The organism is Sulfitobacter sabulilitoris (assembly GCF_005887615.1).
GTDB lineage: Bacteria > Pseudomonadota > Alphaproteobacteria > Rhodobacterales > Rhodobacteraceae > Sulfitobacter_E > Sulfitobacter_E sabulilitoris.
Map to the genome: position 1 here is coordinate 448,773 of NZ_VANS01000001.1, position 17,181 is coordinate 465,953.

13 protein-coding genes and 2 tRNA genes are annotated in these 17,181 nt (G+C 65.7%); 10 read left to right on the forward strand and 5 right to left on the reverse strand.

Features of this window, described 5'->3' with window-relative positions; genetic code table 11:
- Positions 1-3 precede the first annotated feature (3 nt).
- The 3 genes from FDT80_RS02050 (at position 4) to FDT80_RS02060 (ending at position 1,056) form a co-directional block, all read left to right on the forward strand.
- Positions 4-711 carry an SGNH/GDSL hydrolase family protein gene (locus FDT80_RS02050; RefSeq protein WP_138660572.1) on the forward strand — a complete coding sequence of 236 codons (708 nt, stop codon included), beginning with the start codon at positions 4-6 and terminating at the stop codon, positions 709-711.
- 143 nt (positions 712-854) lie between these two features.
- A tRNA-Asp gene (locus FDT80_RS02055) sits at positions 855-931 on the forward strand.
- A gap of 48 nt (positions 932-979) precedes the next feature.
- Positions 980-1,056, forward strand: a tRNA-Asp gene (locus FDT80_RS02060).
- 96 nt (positions 1,057-1,152) lie between these two features.
- Here the strand turns inward: FDT80_RS02060 and FDT80_RS02065 are convergent.
- Complete coding sequence (locus FDT80_RS02065) at positions 1,153-1,914, reverse strand: sulfotransferase family protein (RefSeq protein ID WP_138660573.1); 762 nt, start codon at positions 1,912-1,914, stop codon at positions 1,153-1,155.
- A 167-nt stretch (positions 1,915-2,081) separates the two neighbouring features.
- On the opposite strand from FDT80_RS02065, the gene FDT80_RS02070 reads away from it, so the two are divergent.
- Positions 2,082-2,954 (forward strand): glycosyltransferase family 2 protein, encoded by an 873-nt coding sequence (locus FDT80_RS02070; RefSeq protein WP_138660574.1) that lies wholly within the window; start codon positions 2,082-2,084, stop codon positions 2,952-2,954.
- Positions 2,955-2,969: 15 nt separating this feature from the next.
- On the opposite strand, the gene FDT80_RS02075 is transcribed toward FDT80_RS02070, so the two are convergent.
- On the reverse strand, positions 2,970-3,839 hold the full coding sequence (locus FDT80_RS02075; RefSeq protein ID WP_138660575.1) for an alpha/beta fold hydrolase: 870 nt from the start codon (positions 3,837-3,839) through the stop codon (positions 2,970-2,972).
- A complete protein-coding gene (locus FDT80_RS02080) occupies positions 3,836-5,221 on the reverse strand; it encodes a M20/M25/M40 family metallo-hydrolase (protein WP_138660576.1) in 1,386 nt (461 codons plus the stop codon). Before FDT80_RS02080 ends, FDT80_RS02075 begins: the two co-directional genes overlap by 4 nt.
- Positions 5,222-5,622: 401 nt before the next feature.
- Between FDT80_RS02080 and hemA the strand changes: the two genes are divergently transcribed.
- The 3 genes from hemA (at position 5,623) to ispG (ending at position 9,485) form a co-directional block, all read left to right on the forward strand.
- A complete protein-coding gene (gene hemA / locus FDT80_RS02085) occupies positions 5,623-6,846 on the forward strand; it encodes a 5-aminolevulinate synthase (RefSeq protein ID WP_138660577.1) in 1,224 nt (407 codons plus the stop codon).
- A 137-nt stretch (positions 6,847-6,983) separates the two neighbouring features.
- Positions 6,984-8,255 carry a helix-turn-helix domain-containing protein gene (locus FDT80_RS02090; protein ID WP_138660578.1) on the forward strand — a complete coding sequence of 424 codons (1,272 nt, stop codon included), beginning with the start codon at positions 6,984-6,986 and terminating at the stop codon, positions 8,253-8,255.
- A gap of 96 nt (positions 8,256-8,351) precedes the next feature.
- Positions 8,352-9,485 (forward strand): flavodoxin-dependent (E)-4-hydroxy-3-methylbut-2-enyl-diphosphate synthase, encoded by a 1,134-nt coding sequence (gene ispG / locus FDT80_RS02095; RefSeq protein ID WP_138660579.1) that lies wholly within the window; start codon positions 8,352-8,354, stop codon positions 9,483-9,485.
- 355 nt (positions 9,486-9,840) lie between these two features.
- On the opposite strand, the gene FDT80_RS02100 is transcribed toward ispG, so the two are convergent.
- Both FDT80_RS02100 and FDT80_RS02105 read right to left on the reverse strand, forming a co-directional pair.
- Positions 9,841-10,596 (reverse strand): DsbA family protein, encoded by a 756-nt coding sequence (locus tag FDT80_RS02100; protein ID WP_425471972.1) that lies wholly within the window; start codon positions 10,594-10,596, stop codon positions 9,841-9,843.
- A gap of 7 nt (positions 10,597-10,603) precedes the next feature.
- Positions 10,604-11,950, reverse strand: a complete 1,347-nt coding sequence (locus tag FDT80_RS02105) for a M48 family metalloprotease (protein ID WP_138660581.1) — start codon at positions 11,948-11,950, stop codon at positions 10,604-10,606.
- Between the two features lie 22 nt (positions 11,951-11,972).
- Between FDT80_RS02105 and FDT80_RS02110 the strand changes: the two genes are divergently transcribed.
- The 3 genes from FDT80_RS02110 (at position 11,973) to FDT80_RS02120 (ending at position 17,101) form a co-directional block, all read left to right on the forward strand.
- On the forward strand, positions 11,973-13,115 hold the full coding sequence (locus tag FDT80_RS02110) for a pyridoxal phosphate-dependent aminotransferase (RefSeq protein ID WP_138660582.1): 1,143 nt from the start codon (positions 11,973-11,975) through the stop codon (positions 13,113-13,115).
- 103 nt (positions 13,116-13,218) lie between these two features.
- Entirely contained in the window at positions 13,219-14,421 is a 1,203-nt protein-coding gene (locus FDT80_RS02115) for an N-acetylmuramoyl-L-alanine amidase (RefSeq protein WP_246039806.1), read from the forward strand.
- A gap of 124 nt (positions 14,422-14,545) precedes the next feature.
- On the forward strand, positions 14,546-17,101 hold the full coding sequence (locus FDT80_RS02120) for a penicillin-binding protein 1A (protein WP_138660584.1): 2,556 nt from the start codon (positions 14,546-14,548) through the stop codon (positions 17,099-17,101).
- Positions 17,102-17,181 lie beyond the last annotated feature (80 nt).

The window sequence follows — 17,181 nt, forward strand, 5'->3', positions numbered from 1 at the left end:
GGCATGAAGGACGCGCTGCGCGTGGCGGCGCTGTCACCGGTCCTGATCGCGCAGGCAGCACAGGTCATGGCGCGCGCCGAACGCCTGCCCGAAGCGGCGGGGCCGCGATCGGGCAGCTTGGGGCAGGGCGCGCCGCTGCGCCTGTTGATCGTGGGAGATTCGTCGGCCGCCGGTGTGGGCGTGGACCACCAGCACCAGGCGCTGAGCGGTCAGCTTGTCGCGGTATTGAGCCAGACCCGCCACGTGAGTTGGCAGCTTGTCGCCCGCACCGGCGCCACGACGCGCAGCACCCTTGCCACGCTTGACCGGATGCCTGCCCGACCGTTTGACGTGGCGGTCGTGGCGCTGGGGGTCAACGACGTTCTGTGGCAGACGCCGCAACGGATCTGGCGGCAGCGGCAAGCGCGGCTGGCAGAGGTGTTGACCACGAAATTCGGGACTTCCAGGCTGTTTCGGACGGCGGTGCCGCCCTTGGGTGACTTTCCCCTCTTGCCGCGTCCGCTGGCGACGGTTCTGGGCCGTCACGCCGCGCGCCTCGACGCGGCGCTTCTCGCCGACTGCATGCGCGACCCACGATCGGTGCATCTCGGCCTTTCGCTGCCGCTGACCCCCGACTGGATGGCCCGCGACGGGTTTCATCCCAACGCGGCGCTCTATGCGTTGTGGGGGGCGGAAATGGCCCGCCTGATCCTGCGGCCGCCCGAGGTCTGATCGCCGTGCGGTGCATTTCGGCGCGCCCCAAAGGCGCTGGTCGAAAAAAACCACGCCATCCGCCCGCATCCTGCTTGACGGGGGCAGGGACGCGCCATAAGACGTCCCAACGCGTCGGGGCGATGACCCGATGCGCGCAGTGGGCGGTTGTAGCTCAGTTGGTTAGAGTGCCGGCCTGTCACGCCGGAGGTCGCGGGTTCGAGCCCCGTCAACCGCGCCACCGCTGCCCCCTTTTTGGGGATCATCACCGGGCCTTTCGGTCCATCGCGCGGTTGTAGCTCAGTTGGTTAGAGTGCCGGCCTGTCACGCCGGAGGTCGCGGGTTCGAGCCCCGTCAACCGCGCCACTTTTCCCACTCGATCGCAGCTCACTTGCCCGTCTCGGGCCGAAACCGTCTCAGGCGCGAACAGATGCACATGGCATCCTGCCGGCATGTGGGGCGTCAGGGCGCCGCGCCATAGCTGTAGCCCAGCCGCTGCTCCAACCGCAGGTCAAGCTGGCGGCGCATGAAATCGATTCCCTTGGGGCCGATCCTGCGCGGGGTCGGCGGGCGCGCGTCGATGGCGGGGCTGAACTTGGCCCCCAGCCGTCTGGTCACCGGGCGAAACCGGTCTTCGCGCAGACGCTGCCCCAGGACCACGCGCATCGCGTCGATCACCGCTTCCGGCTCGGCCTGCGCGGTTTCCATGCGCAACAGCACCATGGAGCAATCCCGTTCGAGATAGCTGAGCAGCCCATAAAGCTTGGCCAGCCGCAGGGCGAAGAGATTGGAAAACGCCGCGCCGGTTTCCGGGTCGCGGTCCAGCAAGAGGGGCCCGCCGGGCACGCCTGCGCGCCACGCGGGTTTGAAATATCGCGGATGATCGAAAACGCTGTCCCATTGCGCCCGGATGAAGCGGTCAAAACGCAGGCCCTGCATCGCGGGCGAGGTGTGCCACGGCTTTGCATGCATCGAACAGGCCCAGCTTTCCGCGTCGCGCACCATGCAGATCACCGCCAGGTCCTGCGGCACCGGCTGCGCGCCGGGAAAGCCGTGTTTCCAGCCCAGTGCCTCACTGTGTTTGAGGTCCGTGTTGCGCGCGATCAGACGCTTGACGAAATTGGTCCCCGACGACCGCTCTCCGATCACCTGATAGCGCGTGATCCTGACGCGGGAGCGCGGCTTGGCGTGAAATCCGATTTCGGCGAAATCGTCTGGGATCAAGGAAGAGGTCAGTGGTCTGGTCCTGCGGCATTGGGCACGGGCGAAGGCGACTGCATATCGGGAAAAACAGAAGCTTGCGTTAAATTATCGATTCTCTTGTAGCAGTCGATTGTCTAGGGTGCGAGCCAGAGCAGAAAAGACACGCAAGAACCAACAGGGCGATCGAGATGCAGGCAGTGGCCGTTGTGACGATGGTGCGCGATGACGCGTTTTTCCTCAAGGCCTGGCTGCGCCACTACGGCGGCCTGTTCGGGCGCGAAAACTGCTATGTCATCAACCACGGTCGCGGGGCCGAGGTGGCGGATCTGGCGCAGGGCTGCAATATCGTCGGCTTGCCCGGTGATGCCCACAAGAACTTCGACGTCAAACGCTGGAGCCTGCTCAACAACCTCGTGAACGGGCTGCGGCGCTATTATGCGCATGTGATCGTCGGCGATGTGGATGAACTGGTGGTCGTGGACCCCGCCTCGGGCAAGACGTTGCGCGATCTGCTGGAGGACACGCCCGAGGGCCGGGTGCTGACGCCGCTGGGGCTGGAGGTGATCCACCGCGTCGATCTGGAAGAGACGCCGGTCGCCGACACCATCCTTGGGCCGCGCCGTCACGTGCGTCCGGCGCCGCATTATTCCAAACCCTGCATCGTCTCGACGCCGACCAAGATCGCGCGCGGCGGACATTTCACCCAGTACCCCAAGCTGCACGCGCCGGACGATCTGTATCTCTTGCATCTGAAATTCTGCGATTTCGGCGCATATGTCGATGCGATGGACCGGCGCAACCGGGTCACGCAAGACGTGGGCGTGGATGCCAAGAGCGCGGCCATCGGCCGCCACTGGTTCGCCGAGGCGCGGGGCGAGGATCGGGCCGTCTTTGGCGCCTTTGCCGCGCTCGAGATGCAGGACGGGTTCGACCTGCGCCTGCTGCGGCGCAAGATGCACCGCACGTGGAAGCCGCGCGGCGAAACCGGCTTTTACCAGTTTGACCGCCCGGATTACAAAACCCAGTACCTGTTGCCGGAGCGGTTCACCGGATTGGTTTGATACCGGCCCGCAACCCTATATATCCAAAAGAAAATCTCCCACCACCTGGGCTGTCCGGTCGGGGTGCAGATCGACAAAGAAATGCCCTCCGGGCATCGCGGCGCTGCGCATGTCGGCCAGCCGGTCGGCCCAGGTTGCGGGCACGTCGAAGTGCCGTGCCATTGCGCCGCCTTCACCATAAAGCACCAGCGCGGGGCAGGCGACGCGCCGCCCCTGGTCGGCCTTGTCGAGCGCCACGTCATGGCTCAGCGTCGCGCGGTAATCGGCGCACATGCCGCGGATCGTGTCGGGATCGCGCCAGGCCGCGCGGTAGGCCGCCAGCGGCCCGTCGCCGAAATCGGCAAGGCTGCCCGTGTCCCAGCCCAGCAGACAGCTTTCGAAATAGGTATCGGGGTCGTGGCCGATCATCTTTTCGGCAAAGGGCGCGGGCTGCGCGAGGAAGAACCAGTGGTAATAGGCCTGCGCGACCTCTGCCTTGAGCGGGTGAAGCACCGTGTACGTGGGCACGATATCCATCACCGTCAGGCTGCGCACCGCGTCTGGCGCATCCAGCGCCAGCCGGTGCGCGGTGCGCGCGCCCCGGTCGTGGCCCACCAGATGAAACTGATCGAACCCCAGATGCGCCATCAGCGCAGCCTGGTCGGCCGCCATGTGGCGAAAGCTGTAGGCCTCGGCGCCACCGGGTTTGGAACTGCCGCCATAACCGCGCAGATCGGCGGCGACGACGGTATGATCGCGCGCCAGCGCCGGGGCCACCGCGTGCCACATGACGTGGGTCTGCGGAAACCCGTGCAGCAGCAGCACCGGCGGGCCGCTGCCGCCCGTGGCATAGGCGATGCGCTGGCCATTCACCTGCGCCACGCCGGGGGTGAAGCCAGGGATCATGCGCCGTCTCTTCGGATCAGCGCATCGAGAATCCGCGCCCAGGAGCGGATGCCGTGATGAAAGCTCGACATGTCGTATTTCTCATTGGGCGAATGCATCCCGTCGTCGTCCTTGCCAAAGCCCACCAGCATCGGCTTGGTGTCGGTGATCTTGGCGAAATGCCCCGCAATGGGGATCGATCCGCCGCAGCCGATATAGGCGGCGGGCACGTTCCACTCCTCGGTCAGGGCCGCGCGGGCGGCCTCGAACATCGGGTCGTCGGTCTCGAACGATCCCGCCTGGCTGTTGCCGTGGCCCTTCCAGGTGACGTCGCAGTCGGGCGGCAGCATGTCCTCCACCATCTTGCGGAAACTCTTGCGGATCGCGTGCGGATCCTGATCCCCCACAAGGCGAAAGCTGATCTTGGCATGCGCCTCGCTTGGCAGGACGGTCTTGAACCCGTCGCCGGTATAGCCGCCCCAGATGCCGTTGATCTCGCAGGTGGGGCGCGACCAGATCATCTCGAGCGGTCCGCGGTCGGATTCGCCCGCAGGCGTGCCGAGGCCGACATCGCCCAAAAAGGTCTTGTGGTCGAAGTTGAGGCCCGCCCATTGATCGCGCAGCGTGTCGGGCAATTCCGGCACACCGTCATAGAACCCCGGAATGGTGATGTGGCCCTCGTCATCGTGCAGCGCCGCCAGAACGCGGGTCAGCACGCGGATCGGGTTCATCGCCACGCCGCCGTACATGCCCGAATGCAGATCGCGGTCCGGGCCGGTGATCGTCATCTCCTCGCCCAGCAGGCCGCGCAGCATGGTCACGATGGCGGGCGTCTTCGATTCGAACAGCGTCGTGTCGCAGATCAGCGCCAGGTCCGCCGAAAGCGCGTCCTTGTGCTCCTCCATGAAGGGCACCAGCGACGGCGATCCGCTTTCCTCCTCGCCCTCGAAGAAGAAGGTGATCTTGCAGGGCAGGGTGCCGTTGACCGCCGTCCACGCACGGCAGGCCTCGACAAAGGTCATCAACTGGCCCTTGTCGTCCACGGCACCCCGGCCCCGGATGACCGTGCCCTTGGCGGTTTCCTCGACCGCCGGGTCAAAAGGGTCGCGATCCCACAGGTTCAGCGGATCGACCGGCTGCACGTCGTAATGGCCGTAGAACAGCAGGTGCGGGCCGTCGCCGTCGATGTGCCCCATCACCATCGGGTGTCCGGGTGTCGGGCATTTCCGTGCCGTCACGCCAAAGCTGGCGAGATCGCGCACCAGCCAGTCGGCGGCGGCATCGCAATCTTTCTTGAACGCCGGGTCGGTCGAAATGGACGGGATGCGCAACAGGTCAAGCAGGCGGTCGGTGGCGGCGGGCAGGTCTGCGTCGATGCGCGCCAGAACGGTGTCGAGGGACATGACAGGGAATACTCCGGTTGGGATCTGGACAAAACGTACCAAGATGCGGCGCGGTGTCCAGTGGAGCGCGCGGCGCGGTGTCGGGGGCGCGCGCGCGGCTTGGTGTCCGGGGCGCGCGCGCTGCGCGACGGTGTTCCCGCGCCTGCGGCGATGCGGCATTTCCGCGCCGGGCACGCGGAGGGGCGACGGCGCAAACCCCTCGAAATGCCGGGGTTTCGCCTTTGACCTTGGTGTGTCGAATGATCTGGATCAAGGCTGCGACATGCTGTGGCGGGGTAAAACTATTGAACCTCGGTGCCCCGATCTATATTCGATCTAAACAGTGAGCATGGACTCATTCACGATATTGAATATAGTAGCCGCAGCCGTACCGACCAAGACGCCCAAGATGGAGATGCCCGGTGGATTATACCGCAAAGCTAGACCAAGCGATCAACCGGTTGCATGACGAAGGGCGCTACCGCACCTTTATCGACATCGAACGCCGCAAGGGCCAGTTTCCGCACGCGGTCTGGACCCGGCCCGATGGCTCCGAGCGAAATATCACGGTCTGGTGCGGCAACGACTACCTTGGCATGGGGCAGAACCCTGTCGTTCTGGACGCGATGCACGAAGCCATCGAAGCCACCGGCGCGGGCTCGGGCGGCACGCGCAACATCTCGGGCACGACCGTCTATCACAAGCGTCTCGAGGCCGAACTCGCCGACCTGCACGGCAAGGAGGCGGCGCTTTTGTTCACCTCCGCCTATATCGCGAACGACGCCACGCTTTCGACGCTGCCCAAGCTGTTTCCGGGGCTGATCATTTATTCCGATGCGCTCAACCACGCCTCGATGATCGAAGGCGTGCGGCGCAATGGCGGGGCCAAGCGGGTGTTTCGCCACAACGACGTGGATCACCTGCGCGAACTTCTGGCGGCGGACGATCCCGACGCGCCTAAGCTGATCGCCTTCGAATCGATCTATTCGATGGACGGGGATTTCGGCCCGATCGAGGCGATCTGCAATCTGGCGGACGAATTCGGCGCGCTGACCTATATCGACGAAGTGCACGCGGTCGGCATGTATGGCCCCCGCGGTGCCGGGGTGGCCGAGCGCGACCGCCTGATGCACCGGCTCGACATCATCAACGGCACGCTGGCCAAGGCCTACGGCGTCATGGGCGGCTATATCGCGGCGAGCGACAAGATGTGCGATGCGATCCGCTCCTATGCGCCGGGTTTCATCTTTACCACCTCGCTGCCGCCTGCGATCGCGGCGGGGGCGGCGGCCTCGGTCGCCTATCTCAAACAGCATCCCGAGCTGCGCGAGCAGCACCAGACCCAGGCCAAGATCCTCAAACTGCGGCTCAAGGGCATGGGTCTGCCGATCATCGATCACGGCAGCCACATCGTGCCCGTGATGGTCGGTGACCCGGTGCACACCAAGATGCTGTCGGACATGCTGCTTGAGGATCACGGCATCTATGTCCAGCCAATCAACTACCCCACCGTTCCGCGCGGAACGGAGCGATTGCGCTTTACCCCGTCGCCTGTACACGGCCCACGGGAAATGGATGCGCTGGTACACGCGATGGACGGGCTGTGGTCGCATTGTGCGCTGAATCGTGCCGAGGCCTCTGCCTGATCTCCAAAAACGTGTATTTGCCGTTGCCTTGTGCTATGGATATCGAAACAAAAAGCGGAATTCGAATCGTGGGGACGATCGGATAACGGCTTGCGGCGGATGAGGCGGCATACAGGGCAGAGTAACGGGGCAGTGTTATGATTGGGCGTTGGTCCTCCAAGACGGTGGAAGAAACGGTTGAACGCAAGGCGTTCGACGATTTCGAATTGCGTCTGGGCGACGTCATGCGCGGCGAACGCGCGACGCTCGGCAAATCCCTTCTCGATGTTCAACGCGAACTGCGAATCAAGGCGGCCTATATCGCGGCCATCGAAAACGCCGATCCCGAAGCCTTTGACACGCCCGGTTTCATCGCAGGCTACGTGCGGTCTTATGCGCGCTATCTGGGGATGGACCCGGACAAGGCCTTTGCCGCGTTTTGCACCGAAAGCGGGTTTTCCGTGGCGCATGGCATGTCCGACAAGGCGTCGGTCATCAAGAAACCCAGCCGCGAAGACCGGCTGACGCGCCACACGGACGCCGATATCTTCTCGCGTCCCAACACGCCCTTTGTCCCCGTGGGCGAAGCGTTCTGGTCGCGGATCGAGCCCAGTGCGGTCGGATCCTCGCTCGTTCTGATCGGCCTGATCGGTGCGATCGGCTTTGGCGGTTATTCGGTGCTGCAGGAAGTCCAGCGCGTACAGGTGGCCCCGGTCGATCAGACGCCTGTCGTCCTGTCCGATCTGGATCCGCTGGATGGCGCGTTGGCACAGCTTCCCGACAGTGCGAACAACCCGGTGTCACCGCAGCGCATTTCGGATCAGCCGCGTGCCGACGCGCTGGACCGGCTGTACCGCCCGCAAGCGCTGGACGTGCCCGTTCTGGTCGCGCGCGATGCGCCCATCGCCTCCATCGACCCGCGCACCATCGGCAATTTCACCGACGCGACGCCGGCCCTGGGCGACAGCACCCTGATCGCCGGCCTGAGCCCCACCGACGCACCCGACGCCTTGCAGGACGGGCGCGTGGCGGCGGGCGGTGCCCCATCGGCAATCCCGCAAGTGGTCGAGGCCGCGGGCCCGGCCCTGCGCATGGTCGCGGTTCGCCCCTCGTGGGTGCGCGTGCGCGCGGCCGATGGCACGGTGATCTTCGAGGGGATCATGGAACCCGGCGACGCTTGGGATGCCCCCCTGACCGAAGAACCGCCAACCCTTCGCACCGGTGAAAGCGGCGCGATCTATTTCGCGATGGGCGGACAGTATTACGGCCCCGCCGGGGCCAAGGGGTCGGTCACATCCAACCTCGCGCTGGATGCCGATGCGCTGCGCGGTATCTATGCCGTCGCCGATCTGGCCTCGGACGAGGCGTTGGCGACCACCGTTGTGGAACTGCAGGCGCAAGCGCAGTCGCCCGCCGCCGCCACCGAATAATTTCCGTCCCAACGTGACTGTCGCACCCCATTGCGACGCATCACCCAAGCGATTAGCTTGAGGTGGTCCGCGTGTTTTCGAAAGGCCCCAGCCCCTATGTCGCTGAACCACATCCGACCCTGGCGCAACATCCATCGCCGCACCTCGCGTCAGATCATGGTGGGGCGTGTCCCGGTCGGCGGCGATGCCCCGATTTCGGTTCAGACGATGACCAACACGCTGACCACGGATGTCGCCGCCACGATCAACCAGATCAACGCCGCCGCCGACGCGGGCGCCGACATCGTGCGGGTCTCCGTACCCGACGAGGCATCGTCAAAGGCCCTGCGCCAGATCGTGCCTGAGGTGTCGGTGCCGCTCGTCGCGGACATCCATTTCCACTACAAGCGCGGGATCGAAGCCGCGGAGGCGGGAGCAGCCTGCCTGCGCATCAATCCCGGCAACATCGGTGACGAAAAACGCGTCCGCGAGGTCATCAAGGCGGCGCGCGATCACAACTGCTCGATCCGCATCGGCGTGAACGCCGGCTCGCTGGAACGCCACCTGCTGGAAAAATACGGCGAACCCACGCCCGACGCGATGGTCGAATCCGGTCTGGATCATATCAAGATCCTGCAGGACAACGATTTTCACGAGTTCAAGATCAGCTGCAAGGCGTCCGACGTCTTCATGGCCGCCGCCGCCTATCAAAAGCTGTCAGAGGCCACCGACGCCCCCATCCACCTTGGCATCACCGAAGCGGGCGGCCTGATGTCCGGCACCGTGAAATCCGCCATCGGCATGGGCAACCTGCTGTGGATGGGCATCGGCGACACGATCCGCGTCAGCCTGTCCGCCGATCCGGTCGAAGAGGTCAAGATGGGGTTCGAGATCCTCAAGTCGCTGGGGCTGCGGCACCGGGGCGTGAACATCATCAGCTGCCCAAGCTGCGCCCGGCAGGGCTTTGACGTGATCAAGACGGTCGAGGCGCTCGAGCAGCGGCTGGAGCATATCAAGACCCCGATGAGCCTGTCGATCATCGGCTGCGTGGTGAACGGGCCGGGCGAGGCGCTGATGACCGATGTCGGTTTCACCGGCGGCGGCGCCGGATCGGGCATGGTTTATCTGGCGGGCAAACAAAGCCACAAGATGAGCAACGACATGATGATCGACCACATCGTCGAAGAGGTCGAGAAGAAGGCCGAGGCGATCGAAGCGGCAGAGAAAGCGGCGGAAAAGGCCGCCGAATAGCACGGCTTCGGGCGCGCGAGACAGCGGGCCAATACGGCGCGCGGCAAGTCCCCGCGCGGCATCTGATCGGGCAACACGTAGAACGGCGAATCGCGCAGATCCAACCACGCCGCCGGGTTTTGCGCCCGGCGTGTTGCTAGGTTGCGCAACATGAATTTCGCCCCTTAACCCGTTGATTTATGCTTTAATTCATCCAAAACATGCGTGAACCCCGGACACTAGGGCGCAATGCAAAGCGCGATATCCGCAGCGCCAGATCGCCGGGCAACGCCCCAGATCGGCATCGAACGCGCGGCGCATGGCACGGGCCGCGACAGCACCGGCAGTCAGCCGCCAAAGCCACGCGCGGCGGGTGTCATCCCTCGTCGCGCTTGTCGTCGACGATCATCTGCATCTGGTCGAACGGCAAATAGCCGCGCACCATCTCGTCCTCGACCACGAAGGTGGGCGTGCCGGTGATGCGCAGCGTCTGGGCAAGCGCGCGGGTTTCGGCGATTTCGCGTGTCACCTCTTCGCTGCCCATGCGGGCGCGGATCGCGTCGTCGTCCAGGCCGTAGGTGGACGACAACCGCGCCAGCGCGGGCAGGGTGATGTCGCCGTTGAACACCATGAGCGCATCGTGCAGCGCCTTGTAGGCGTCGCCACCTGCGATCTGCTTGGCCGCGATCACATAGCGCGAGGCCAGCATCGACTGTTCGCCCAGGATCGGGAATTCCTTGACGATAAAGCGGATATTGCCATCGGCACTCAGCAGTTTTTCGACTTCGGTGTAGGCGCGTTTGCAGTAGCCGCACTTGTAATCCATGAATTCGACCAGCGTGATGTCGCCGTCGGGATTGCCGCCGACATAGGAAAAGCCGTCGCTGAAAATCGCTTCGGCGTTGTCGCTGACGATGGTCAGATCGGCCTGTGCCTGCGCCTCGGCGTTGCGCTGCTCCATCGCGTTGACGGCCTCGATGATCACCTGCGGGTTTTCCATCAGGTAGGCACGGACCTCCGCCCGGAAAAGATCGCGTTCGGTCTCCGTCATCTGCGTCAGGTCCAGCGCACGGGCCGGGGCGGCCAGGGCAAGGGCGCCCAGCAGGGCGGGAATGAAAAGGCGTTTGGTCATCATCGGTTTATCTCCGTTTTGCGGCGCGCTCGGATGCACTCACCACATCCTGTGCGCGTTGCCAAGGGCCAGACCCGCGCGGCAGCAGGCCGCTGGCGCGTCTGGCGTGAATTCCGGCGTCTTCGAGCCGGCCGGACAGGGCGTAGCGTTCGGCGGTGACAAGGGCCGCCAGTCCGGTCTGGCCGGTTTTCGCATAGGCGACCGACAGATCGCGCAGCATGGATCCGTCGCGAAAATCGATCGACCGGGCGCGCTCCAGAACGGGCAGGGCCTTGCCGACCTGGCCGGCGGCCAAAAGCGCGCGCCCATAGCCCGACAGGATCAACGGATCGCCGGGGGCAAGCTGCGCGGCGCGGCCATAGGCGGCCACGGCGGCGCCGAAATTGCGCGTCTCGATCAGGATCTGACCGCGCATGTCGTGCAGGAACGGGTCGCCCGGGCGCACGGCAATGGCCCGGTCGATCGCGCCCAGGGCCTGTTTGGTGCGCGACTGGCGATGCTCGGCCACGGCCTCGCGCAGCAGGCGCACATCGGCATAGGGGCTGTCGCCCAGCCGCCGCAGTGTCCATTTCGGCGCGCGGGTATAGGCGCTCAGCTTGCCCTTGACGCGCGCGAACCAATAGGCGGCGGCGGGGTCCGGGCCGGCCTTGCGACCATAGGCCGCCGCATAGGCCTCGACCGCGCGCAGCCGGTCGCGCGACAGGGGATGGCTGCGCAGGTAGGGATCCTGCCGCGTTTCGGCCAGCAATTCCTGTCCGCGAAATAGATCCAGCACATCGCGCAGGCCCTGCGCATCGACACCCGCCGCCGTCATGTAGCGCACGCCCGACTGGTCGGCCGAGGCTTCCTCGGCCCGCGTATGGCCGAGAAACGCGCGTTGCGCCGATCCGGCGGAGCCCAGCGCCACACCTGCCGCCGCGCGCCCGTTGCCGCTGGCGGCCGCCACCGCCGCCAGGGCCATGCCGAGCCCGCTGATCGTGCGCGAATTGGCCATGTTGGTCATCCGCCGGGTGATGTGGCCGTTGGCGATATGCGCCGCCTCATGCGCGATCACCGCTTGCAGCATGGCCGCGGTGTCCATCCGGTTGATCAGCCCGTAGTGGATGAAAATGGCATCGTTGCCGACGACAAAGGCGTTGAGCGTGCTGTCGTTCACCACGAGGATCTTGACCCGCGCGGGGTTCAGGCCCGCCGCCCGCAGCACCGGTGCGCCCACCTGTTCCAGCCCGTGTTCCAGATCGGCATCGCGCAACAGCCCGGCCGCCCTTGCGCCCTGGGTCGCACCCATCGTCACGATCAGCGCAAGCAACAGGGCCGGGATTGACGCCAGCGGGAATACACGGTGAAAGGTCATGCGCCAGAGTAGGAACGAACAGATGCGAAACTCAACCCGGTCAGCGGTGGATCCCTTCATTGTGATGGATGTGATGGAGGCCGCGCGCGCCGCCGAAGCGGCGGGCCGCCATATCATCCACATGGAAGTGGGACAGCCCGGCACTGGCGCCCCCCGCGCCGCCACCGAGGCGCTGGCGCGGGCCATGCGCGACAATGCGCTGGGATATACCGTGGCGCTGGGGCTGCCGGAGCTGCGGGCGCGCATCGCCCGGCTGTACGGCGATTGGTACGACGTCGATCTTGACCCGGCGCGCGTGGTCGTCACTTCCGGGTCGTCGGGCGCCTTCCTGCTGGCCTTTACCGCGCTGTTCGACAGCGGCGACCGGGTCGGCATCGGCGCGCCGGGCTATCCCAGCTACCGCCAGATCCTGCACGCGCTGGGGCTGCAGCCGGTCGATCTGCCCACCGCGCCCGAGCACCGTTATCAGCCGGTCGCGTCGGACCTTGCCGGGCTTGACCTTGCCGGGCTGATGGTCGCATCGCCCGCGAACCCCACCGGCACCATGCTGGACCGCACCGCGATGTCGGCGCTGATCGACGCCTGTGCAGGCGCGGGCGCGTCCTTCATCTCGGACGAAATTTATCACGGCATCGAATACGAGGCCAAGGCCGTGACCGCGCTTGAGATCACCGACGACGCCTATGTCATCAATTCGTTCTCCAAGTACTTTTCGATGACGGGCTGGCGCGTGGGCTGGATGGTGGTGCCCGGCGACCAGGTGCGCATCGTCGAGCGGATCGCGCAGAACCTGTTCATCTGCGCGCCGCACGCCAGCCAGATCGCCGCGCTGGCCGCGATGGACTGCGACGATGAACTGCAGGCCAACATGGATGTGTACCGCGCCAATCGCGCGCTGATGCTGGAGGGGCTCCCGCGGGCCGGATTTACCCGCATCGCCCCGCCCGACGGTGCGTTCTACGTCTATGCGGATGTGTCCGACCTGACCACCGACAGCCGCGCCTTCGCCGCCGAGATCCTCGACAAGGCGGGCGTCGCGGTGACGCCGGGCCTCGATTTCGACCCGGTGCGCGGGCATACCACGCTGCGGTTTTCGTATGCGCGCGCCACCGCGGACATCACCGAGGGCCTGGCGCGGCTACAGCACTTCATGGCCGCGCGATAGCCAAAGGGTTTCCCATCGCAGTCGCACTGCGCTAGGGTGCCGCAAAAGACCACAAGGTCACAGCGGGCAGAACACAGGCATGATGCGCAAGGCATTGATATTTATGTTGGGTCTGGCGATCGCCGGCCCCGTTCCATCGGGCGGCGCGGCGCAGGACCTGACCGCCATCGCGCGGGTCGATCCCGCCGCCAGCGCGATCCGCGATGGCTGGCGCGGTACGACGCAGATCACCCTCGCGCTCAGCCAGGGCGTGCCGTTCCGGGTGTTCACCCTTGCCGACCCGCCCCGGCTTGTCGTCGATTTCCGCGAGGCCGACTGGTCGGGCGTGACCGCCGACGCGCTGCTGGCAGAGACGGATGGCGTCGTGGCGGCCCGCTTCGGCGCGTTCCAGCCCGGCTGGTCGCGCCTGGTCGCCGACCTCGCGGGGCCGCTTTTGCCCGACGACATTGCCATGCCGGTGGATCCCGTGACGGGCCGGGCGGAACTGTCGATCACCCTCAGACCCGCGCGCACCGAGGACTTCGCCGCCGCCGCGGGCGCCCCCGCCAACGCCCTCTGGCCGCGCGGCCCCGCGCTGCCCGATGCCGCGCCCGCCGGTGATGACCGCTTTGTCGTGGTCATCGACCCCGGCCACGGCGGCATCGATCCGGGCGCGGAGCGCGACGGTGTCACCGAAAAGGACCTGATGCTGACCATCGCGCGATCCCTGCGCGATACGCTGGTCCGGTCCGGGCTGGCCGACGTGGTGCTGACGCGCGACGAGGACATCTTCGTGTCGCTGGAACGCCGCGTGGCGCTGGCGCATCGGGCGGGTGCGGATGTGTTCGTGTCGCTCCACGCCGATATCCTCAGCCAGGGGGGTGCACAGGGTGCGACGGTCTATACCCTGTCGGACGCCGCCAGCGACAGCGCCACCGAACAGCTTGCCGCGCGGCACAACCGGGCCGATATCATCGCGGGCGCCGACCTGACGGGATCGGACGATCAGGTGGCCGGCATCCTGCTTGACCTGGCCCGGCAGGAAACGGAACCGCGATCGCTGGCGCTGGCCAACAGCCTGGTGGCGGGCATGAAGGCCGCGGGCGGACCGATGAACAGCCGCCCATTGCGGCGCGCGGGGTTTTCGGTGCTGAAATCCGCCGATATCCCGTCGATCCTGGTCGAGGTCGGATTCCTCAGTTCGGAACGCGACCTGAACAACCTGCGCGATCCGGTGTGGCGCGCGGTCGCCGTGGCCGCGATGGCGGACGCGATTCTGGCCTGGCGCGACCGGGACGAGGCGCGGCGCGCGCTGGTGCGCCAATAGCCCGCCGAGCACGGGGTTTTCGGCATGATTTGGCCACCGCCGGACAGGATCGTGTTTTGACCATCCCGCGCCAAGCGCCTATAGACTGGTGCACAATTCCGCGCGAAAGGTGCAGTAAGGTCCCGTGTTTCGTTTTATCCTGTCTTTCTTCGGCGGCATCTTCACCGCCCTGACGCTGGCCATCGGCATGACCGCGCTGACTGTCGGCGCGGTATTCTGGATGTATGGCCGCGACCTGCCCAGCCATGAATCGCTGGCGCAGTACACCCCGCCCACGATCAGCCGGATCTATTCGGGCCAGGGCCAGATCATCGACGAATTCGCCCAGGAACGGCGGCTGTTCGTGCCCGCCAGCGACATTCCCGATCTGGTCAAGCAGGCGTTCATCTCTGCCGAGGACAAGAATTTCTACGATCACGAAGGCTATGACCTGCGCGGCATCGCCGCGGCAGCGGTCGACGCGGTCAAATCGCGTGGCCGCGATGTGCGCGGCGCCTCCACGATCACCCAGCAGGTGATGAAGAACTTCCTGCTGTCGGGCGACCGCCGGGCCGAGCGCAAGATCAAGGAAATCATCCTGGCTGCCCGGCTTGAAGAGACGCTGGACAAGGAAAAAATCCTGGAGCTCTATCTCAACGAAATCTTCCTCGGGCAGAACTCCTATGGCGTGGCCGCAGCCGCGCAGACCTATTTCAACAAAACGCTCGACGATCTCAACGCGCACGAGGCGGCATTCCTTGCGTCCCTGCCCAAGGCGCCCAGCGATTACCACCCGGTACGCCAGAAAGACCGGCTGCTGGCGCGGCGCAACTTCGTGCTGCGCGAGATGCAGGAAAACGGCTATATCACCAAGGCCGAATATCAGGTCGAGGTCGATGCGCCGCTCGAATCCGTCCAGAACGGCGATTTCGACAGCTTCAAGGCAGAGCTGCCACCGCGCGACTACTTTACCGACGAGATTCGCCGCCAGTTGTCCGAGGACTTCGGCGAGGGCGAATTCTTTACCGGCGGACTGACGGTTCGCGCCACGATCGACCAGGAACTGCAGCCGGTGGCCGCCAACGCCCTGCGCCGCGAACTCGAGCAATATGACCGCGGGCGGGGCATCTGGCGCGGCACCCGCAAGACCATTCCCGCCGATCAGTTGGGCACCGAAGCCGACTGGCGCGCGGCGCTGGCCGACCTGCGCGTGGCGCGCGATATCGACCTGGACGGCCAGTGGTATCCGGCCGTCGTGCTGGAGGTGGGCGACACCAGCGCGCGCATCGGGATCGAGGGCGTTGAGGAGGACGAGGACGGCCACTTCATCACCGCCGAGGACGTCGGCTGGGCCCGCAAGCGGCTGGAGAACGGCAAGCTGAGCTCAACGGCGCGGGTGGCGGGTGATCTGCTGGCGGTGGGCGATGTGGTGCATGTGCGCCGCATGACGCGTGACGACGACGGCAGCTTTGTCCGCTGGACATTGCGGCAGGTGCCGGAAGTGCAGGGCGGTTTCGTCGCGATGGACGTGGACACGGGCCGCGTGATTTCGATGCAGGGCGGCTTTTCCTACCAGGCGAGCGTGTTCAACCGCGCCACGCAGGCCAAGCGGCAGCCGGGATCGAGCTTCAAGCCCTTCGTCTATGCCGCCGCTCTCGACAGCGGCTACAGCCCGGCGACCATCGTCATCGACGCACCGATCGAGATCGACACGCCGCAGGGGCTGTGGCGCCCGCGCAATTCGTCCAACAGGTTCTATGGCCCGACGCCGCTGCGCACCGGGATCGAACAATCGCGCAACCTGATGACCATCCGCCTTGCGCAGGAGGTCGGCATGGGCATCGTCGCCGATTACGCCGAACGCTTTGGCGTCTATGACAACATGGGCCGGTTCCTTGCCAATGCGCTCGGCTCCGAGGAAACGACGCTGTACCAGATGGTTGCGGCCTATGCGATGTTCGCCAATGGCGGCGAACGGGTGCAGCCGACGCTGGTGGACCGCGTGCAGGACCGCTATGGCCGCACCATCTACCGGCACGACGAACGCCTGTGCTACGATTGCGAAAAGCCAACGCTTGAACCGGGCCTGGGCCCGCGCATCATTTCCAACCGCGACCAGGTGATGGATCCGATCACCGCGTATCAACTGACCTCGATGATGAAGGGGGTCGTGGACCGCGGCACCGCCAGCGGCACGGTCAACCTGTCGGTGCCCACCGCGGGCAAGACCGGCACCACCAATGACGCCAAGGACGTGTGGTTCATCGGCTTCACCTCCAACATCGTCGCGGGCTGCTATATCGGCTACGACCAGCCGCGGTCGCTGGGCAAGGGGGCCTATGGCGCCAGCCTGTGCGGCCCGGTGTTCCAGGAGTTCATGACCCGGGCCGTGGCGAAATACGGCGGCGGCCCCTTCGAGGTGCCTTCGGGCGGTCGGTTCATCAAGATCGACCGCTTTACCGGCGCGCGCCTGTCGGACGACGCAACGGGGCCCAGCGTGGTGGCCGAGTATTTCCGCGACGGCGAAGAGCCGATTTTCGGCATCACCTTCGACGGCGGCTTTGCCATGGGCGCCGATCTTCCACTCTTTGACGAGGTTGGATCGGGCCAGGGCAGGGAGGTCACGACCTCGACCGGGGAAAAGGCCGTCGTCGGTCCCAAGGCGAACTTCGGCACGCTCAGTTCCGGCGGGCTTTACTAGCCCTGCGCGGTCGGTCAGCCGTCCCGGTGCTTGTGGCAGACGGGACGCTGGTCTATCACAGCCTTCAATCCAAATTCCGA

Bases quoted from the DNA above. Each gene is read 5' to 3' on its own strand.
- FDT80_RS02105 (WP_138660581.1), bottom strand. From the start codon at position 11,950: ATGACCTTTCACCGTGTATTCCCGCTGGCGTCAATCCCGGCCCTGTTG.
- FDT80_RS02050 (WP_138660572.1), top strand. From the start codon at position 4: ATGAAGGACGCGCTGCGCGTGGCGGCGCTGTCACCGGTCCTGATCGCG.
- FDT80_RS02115 (WP_246039806.1), top strand. From the start codon at position 13,219: ATGTTGGGTCTGGCGATCGCCGGCCCCGTTCCATCGGGCGGCGCGGCG.
- FDT80_RS02070 (WP_138660574.1), top strand. From the start codon at position 2,082: ATGCAGGCAGTGGCCGTTGTGACGATGGTGCGCGATGACGCGTTTTTC.
- FDT80_RS02075 (WP_138660575.1), bottom strand. From the start codon at position 3,839: ATGATCCCTGGCTTCACCCCCGGCGTGGCGCAGGTGAATGGCCAGCGC.
- FDT80_RS02080 (WP_138660576.1), bottom strand. From the start codon at position 5,221: ATGTCCCTCGACACCGTTCTGGCGCGCATCGACGCAGACCTGCCCGCC.
- FDT80_RS02110 (WP_138660582.1), top strand. From the start codon at position 11,973: ATGCGAAACTCAACCCGGTCAGCGGTGGATCCCTTCATTGTGATGGAT.
- FDT80_RS02090 (WP_138660578.1), top strand. From the start codon at position 6,984: ATGATTGGGCGTTGGTCCTCCAAGACGGTGGAAGAAACGGTTGAACGC.
- ispG (WP_138660579.1), top strand. From the start codon at position 8,352: ATGTCGCTGAACCACATCCGACCCTGGCGCAACATCCATCGCCGCACC.
- FDT80_RS02100 (WP_425471972.1), bottom strand. From the start codon at position 10,596: ATGACCAAACGCCTTTTCATTCCCGCCCTGCTGGGCGCCCTTGCCCTG.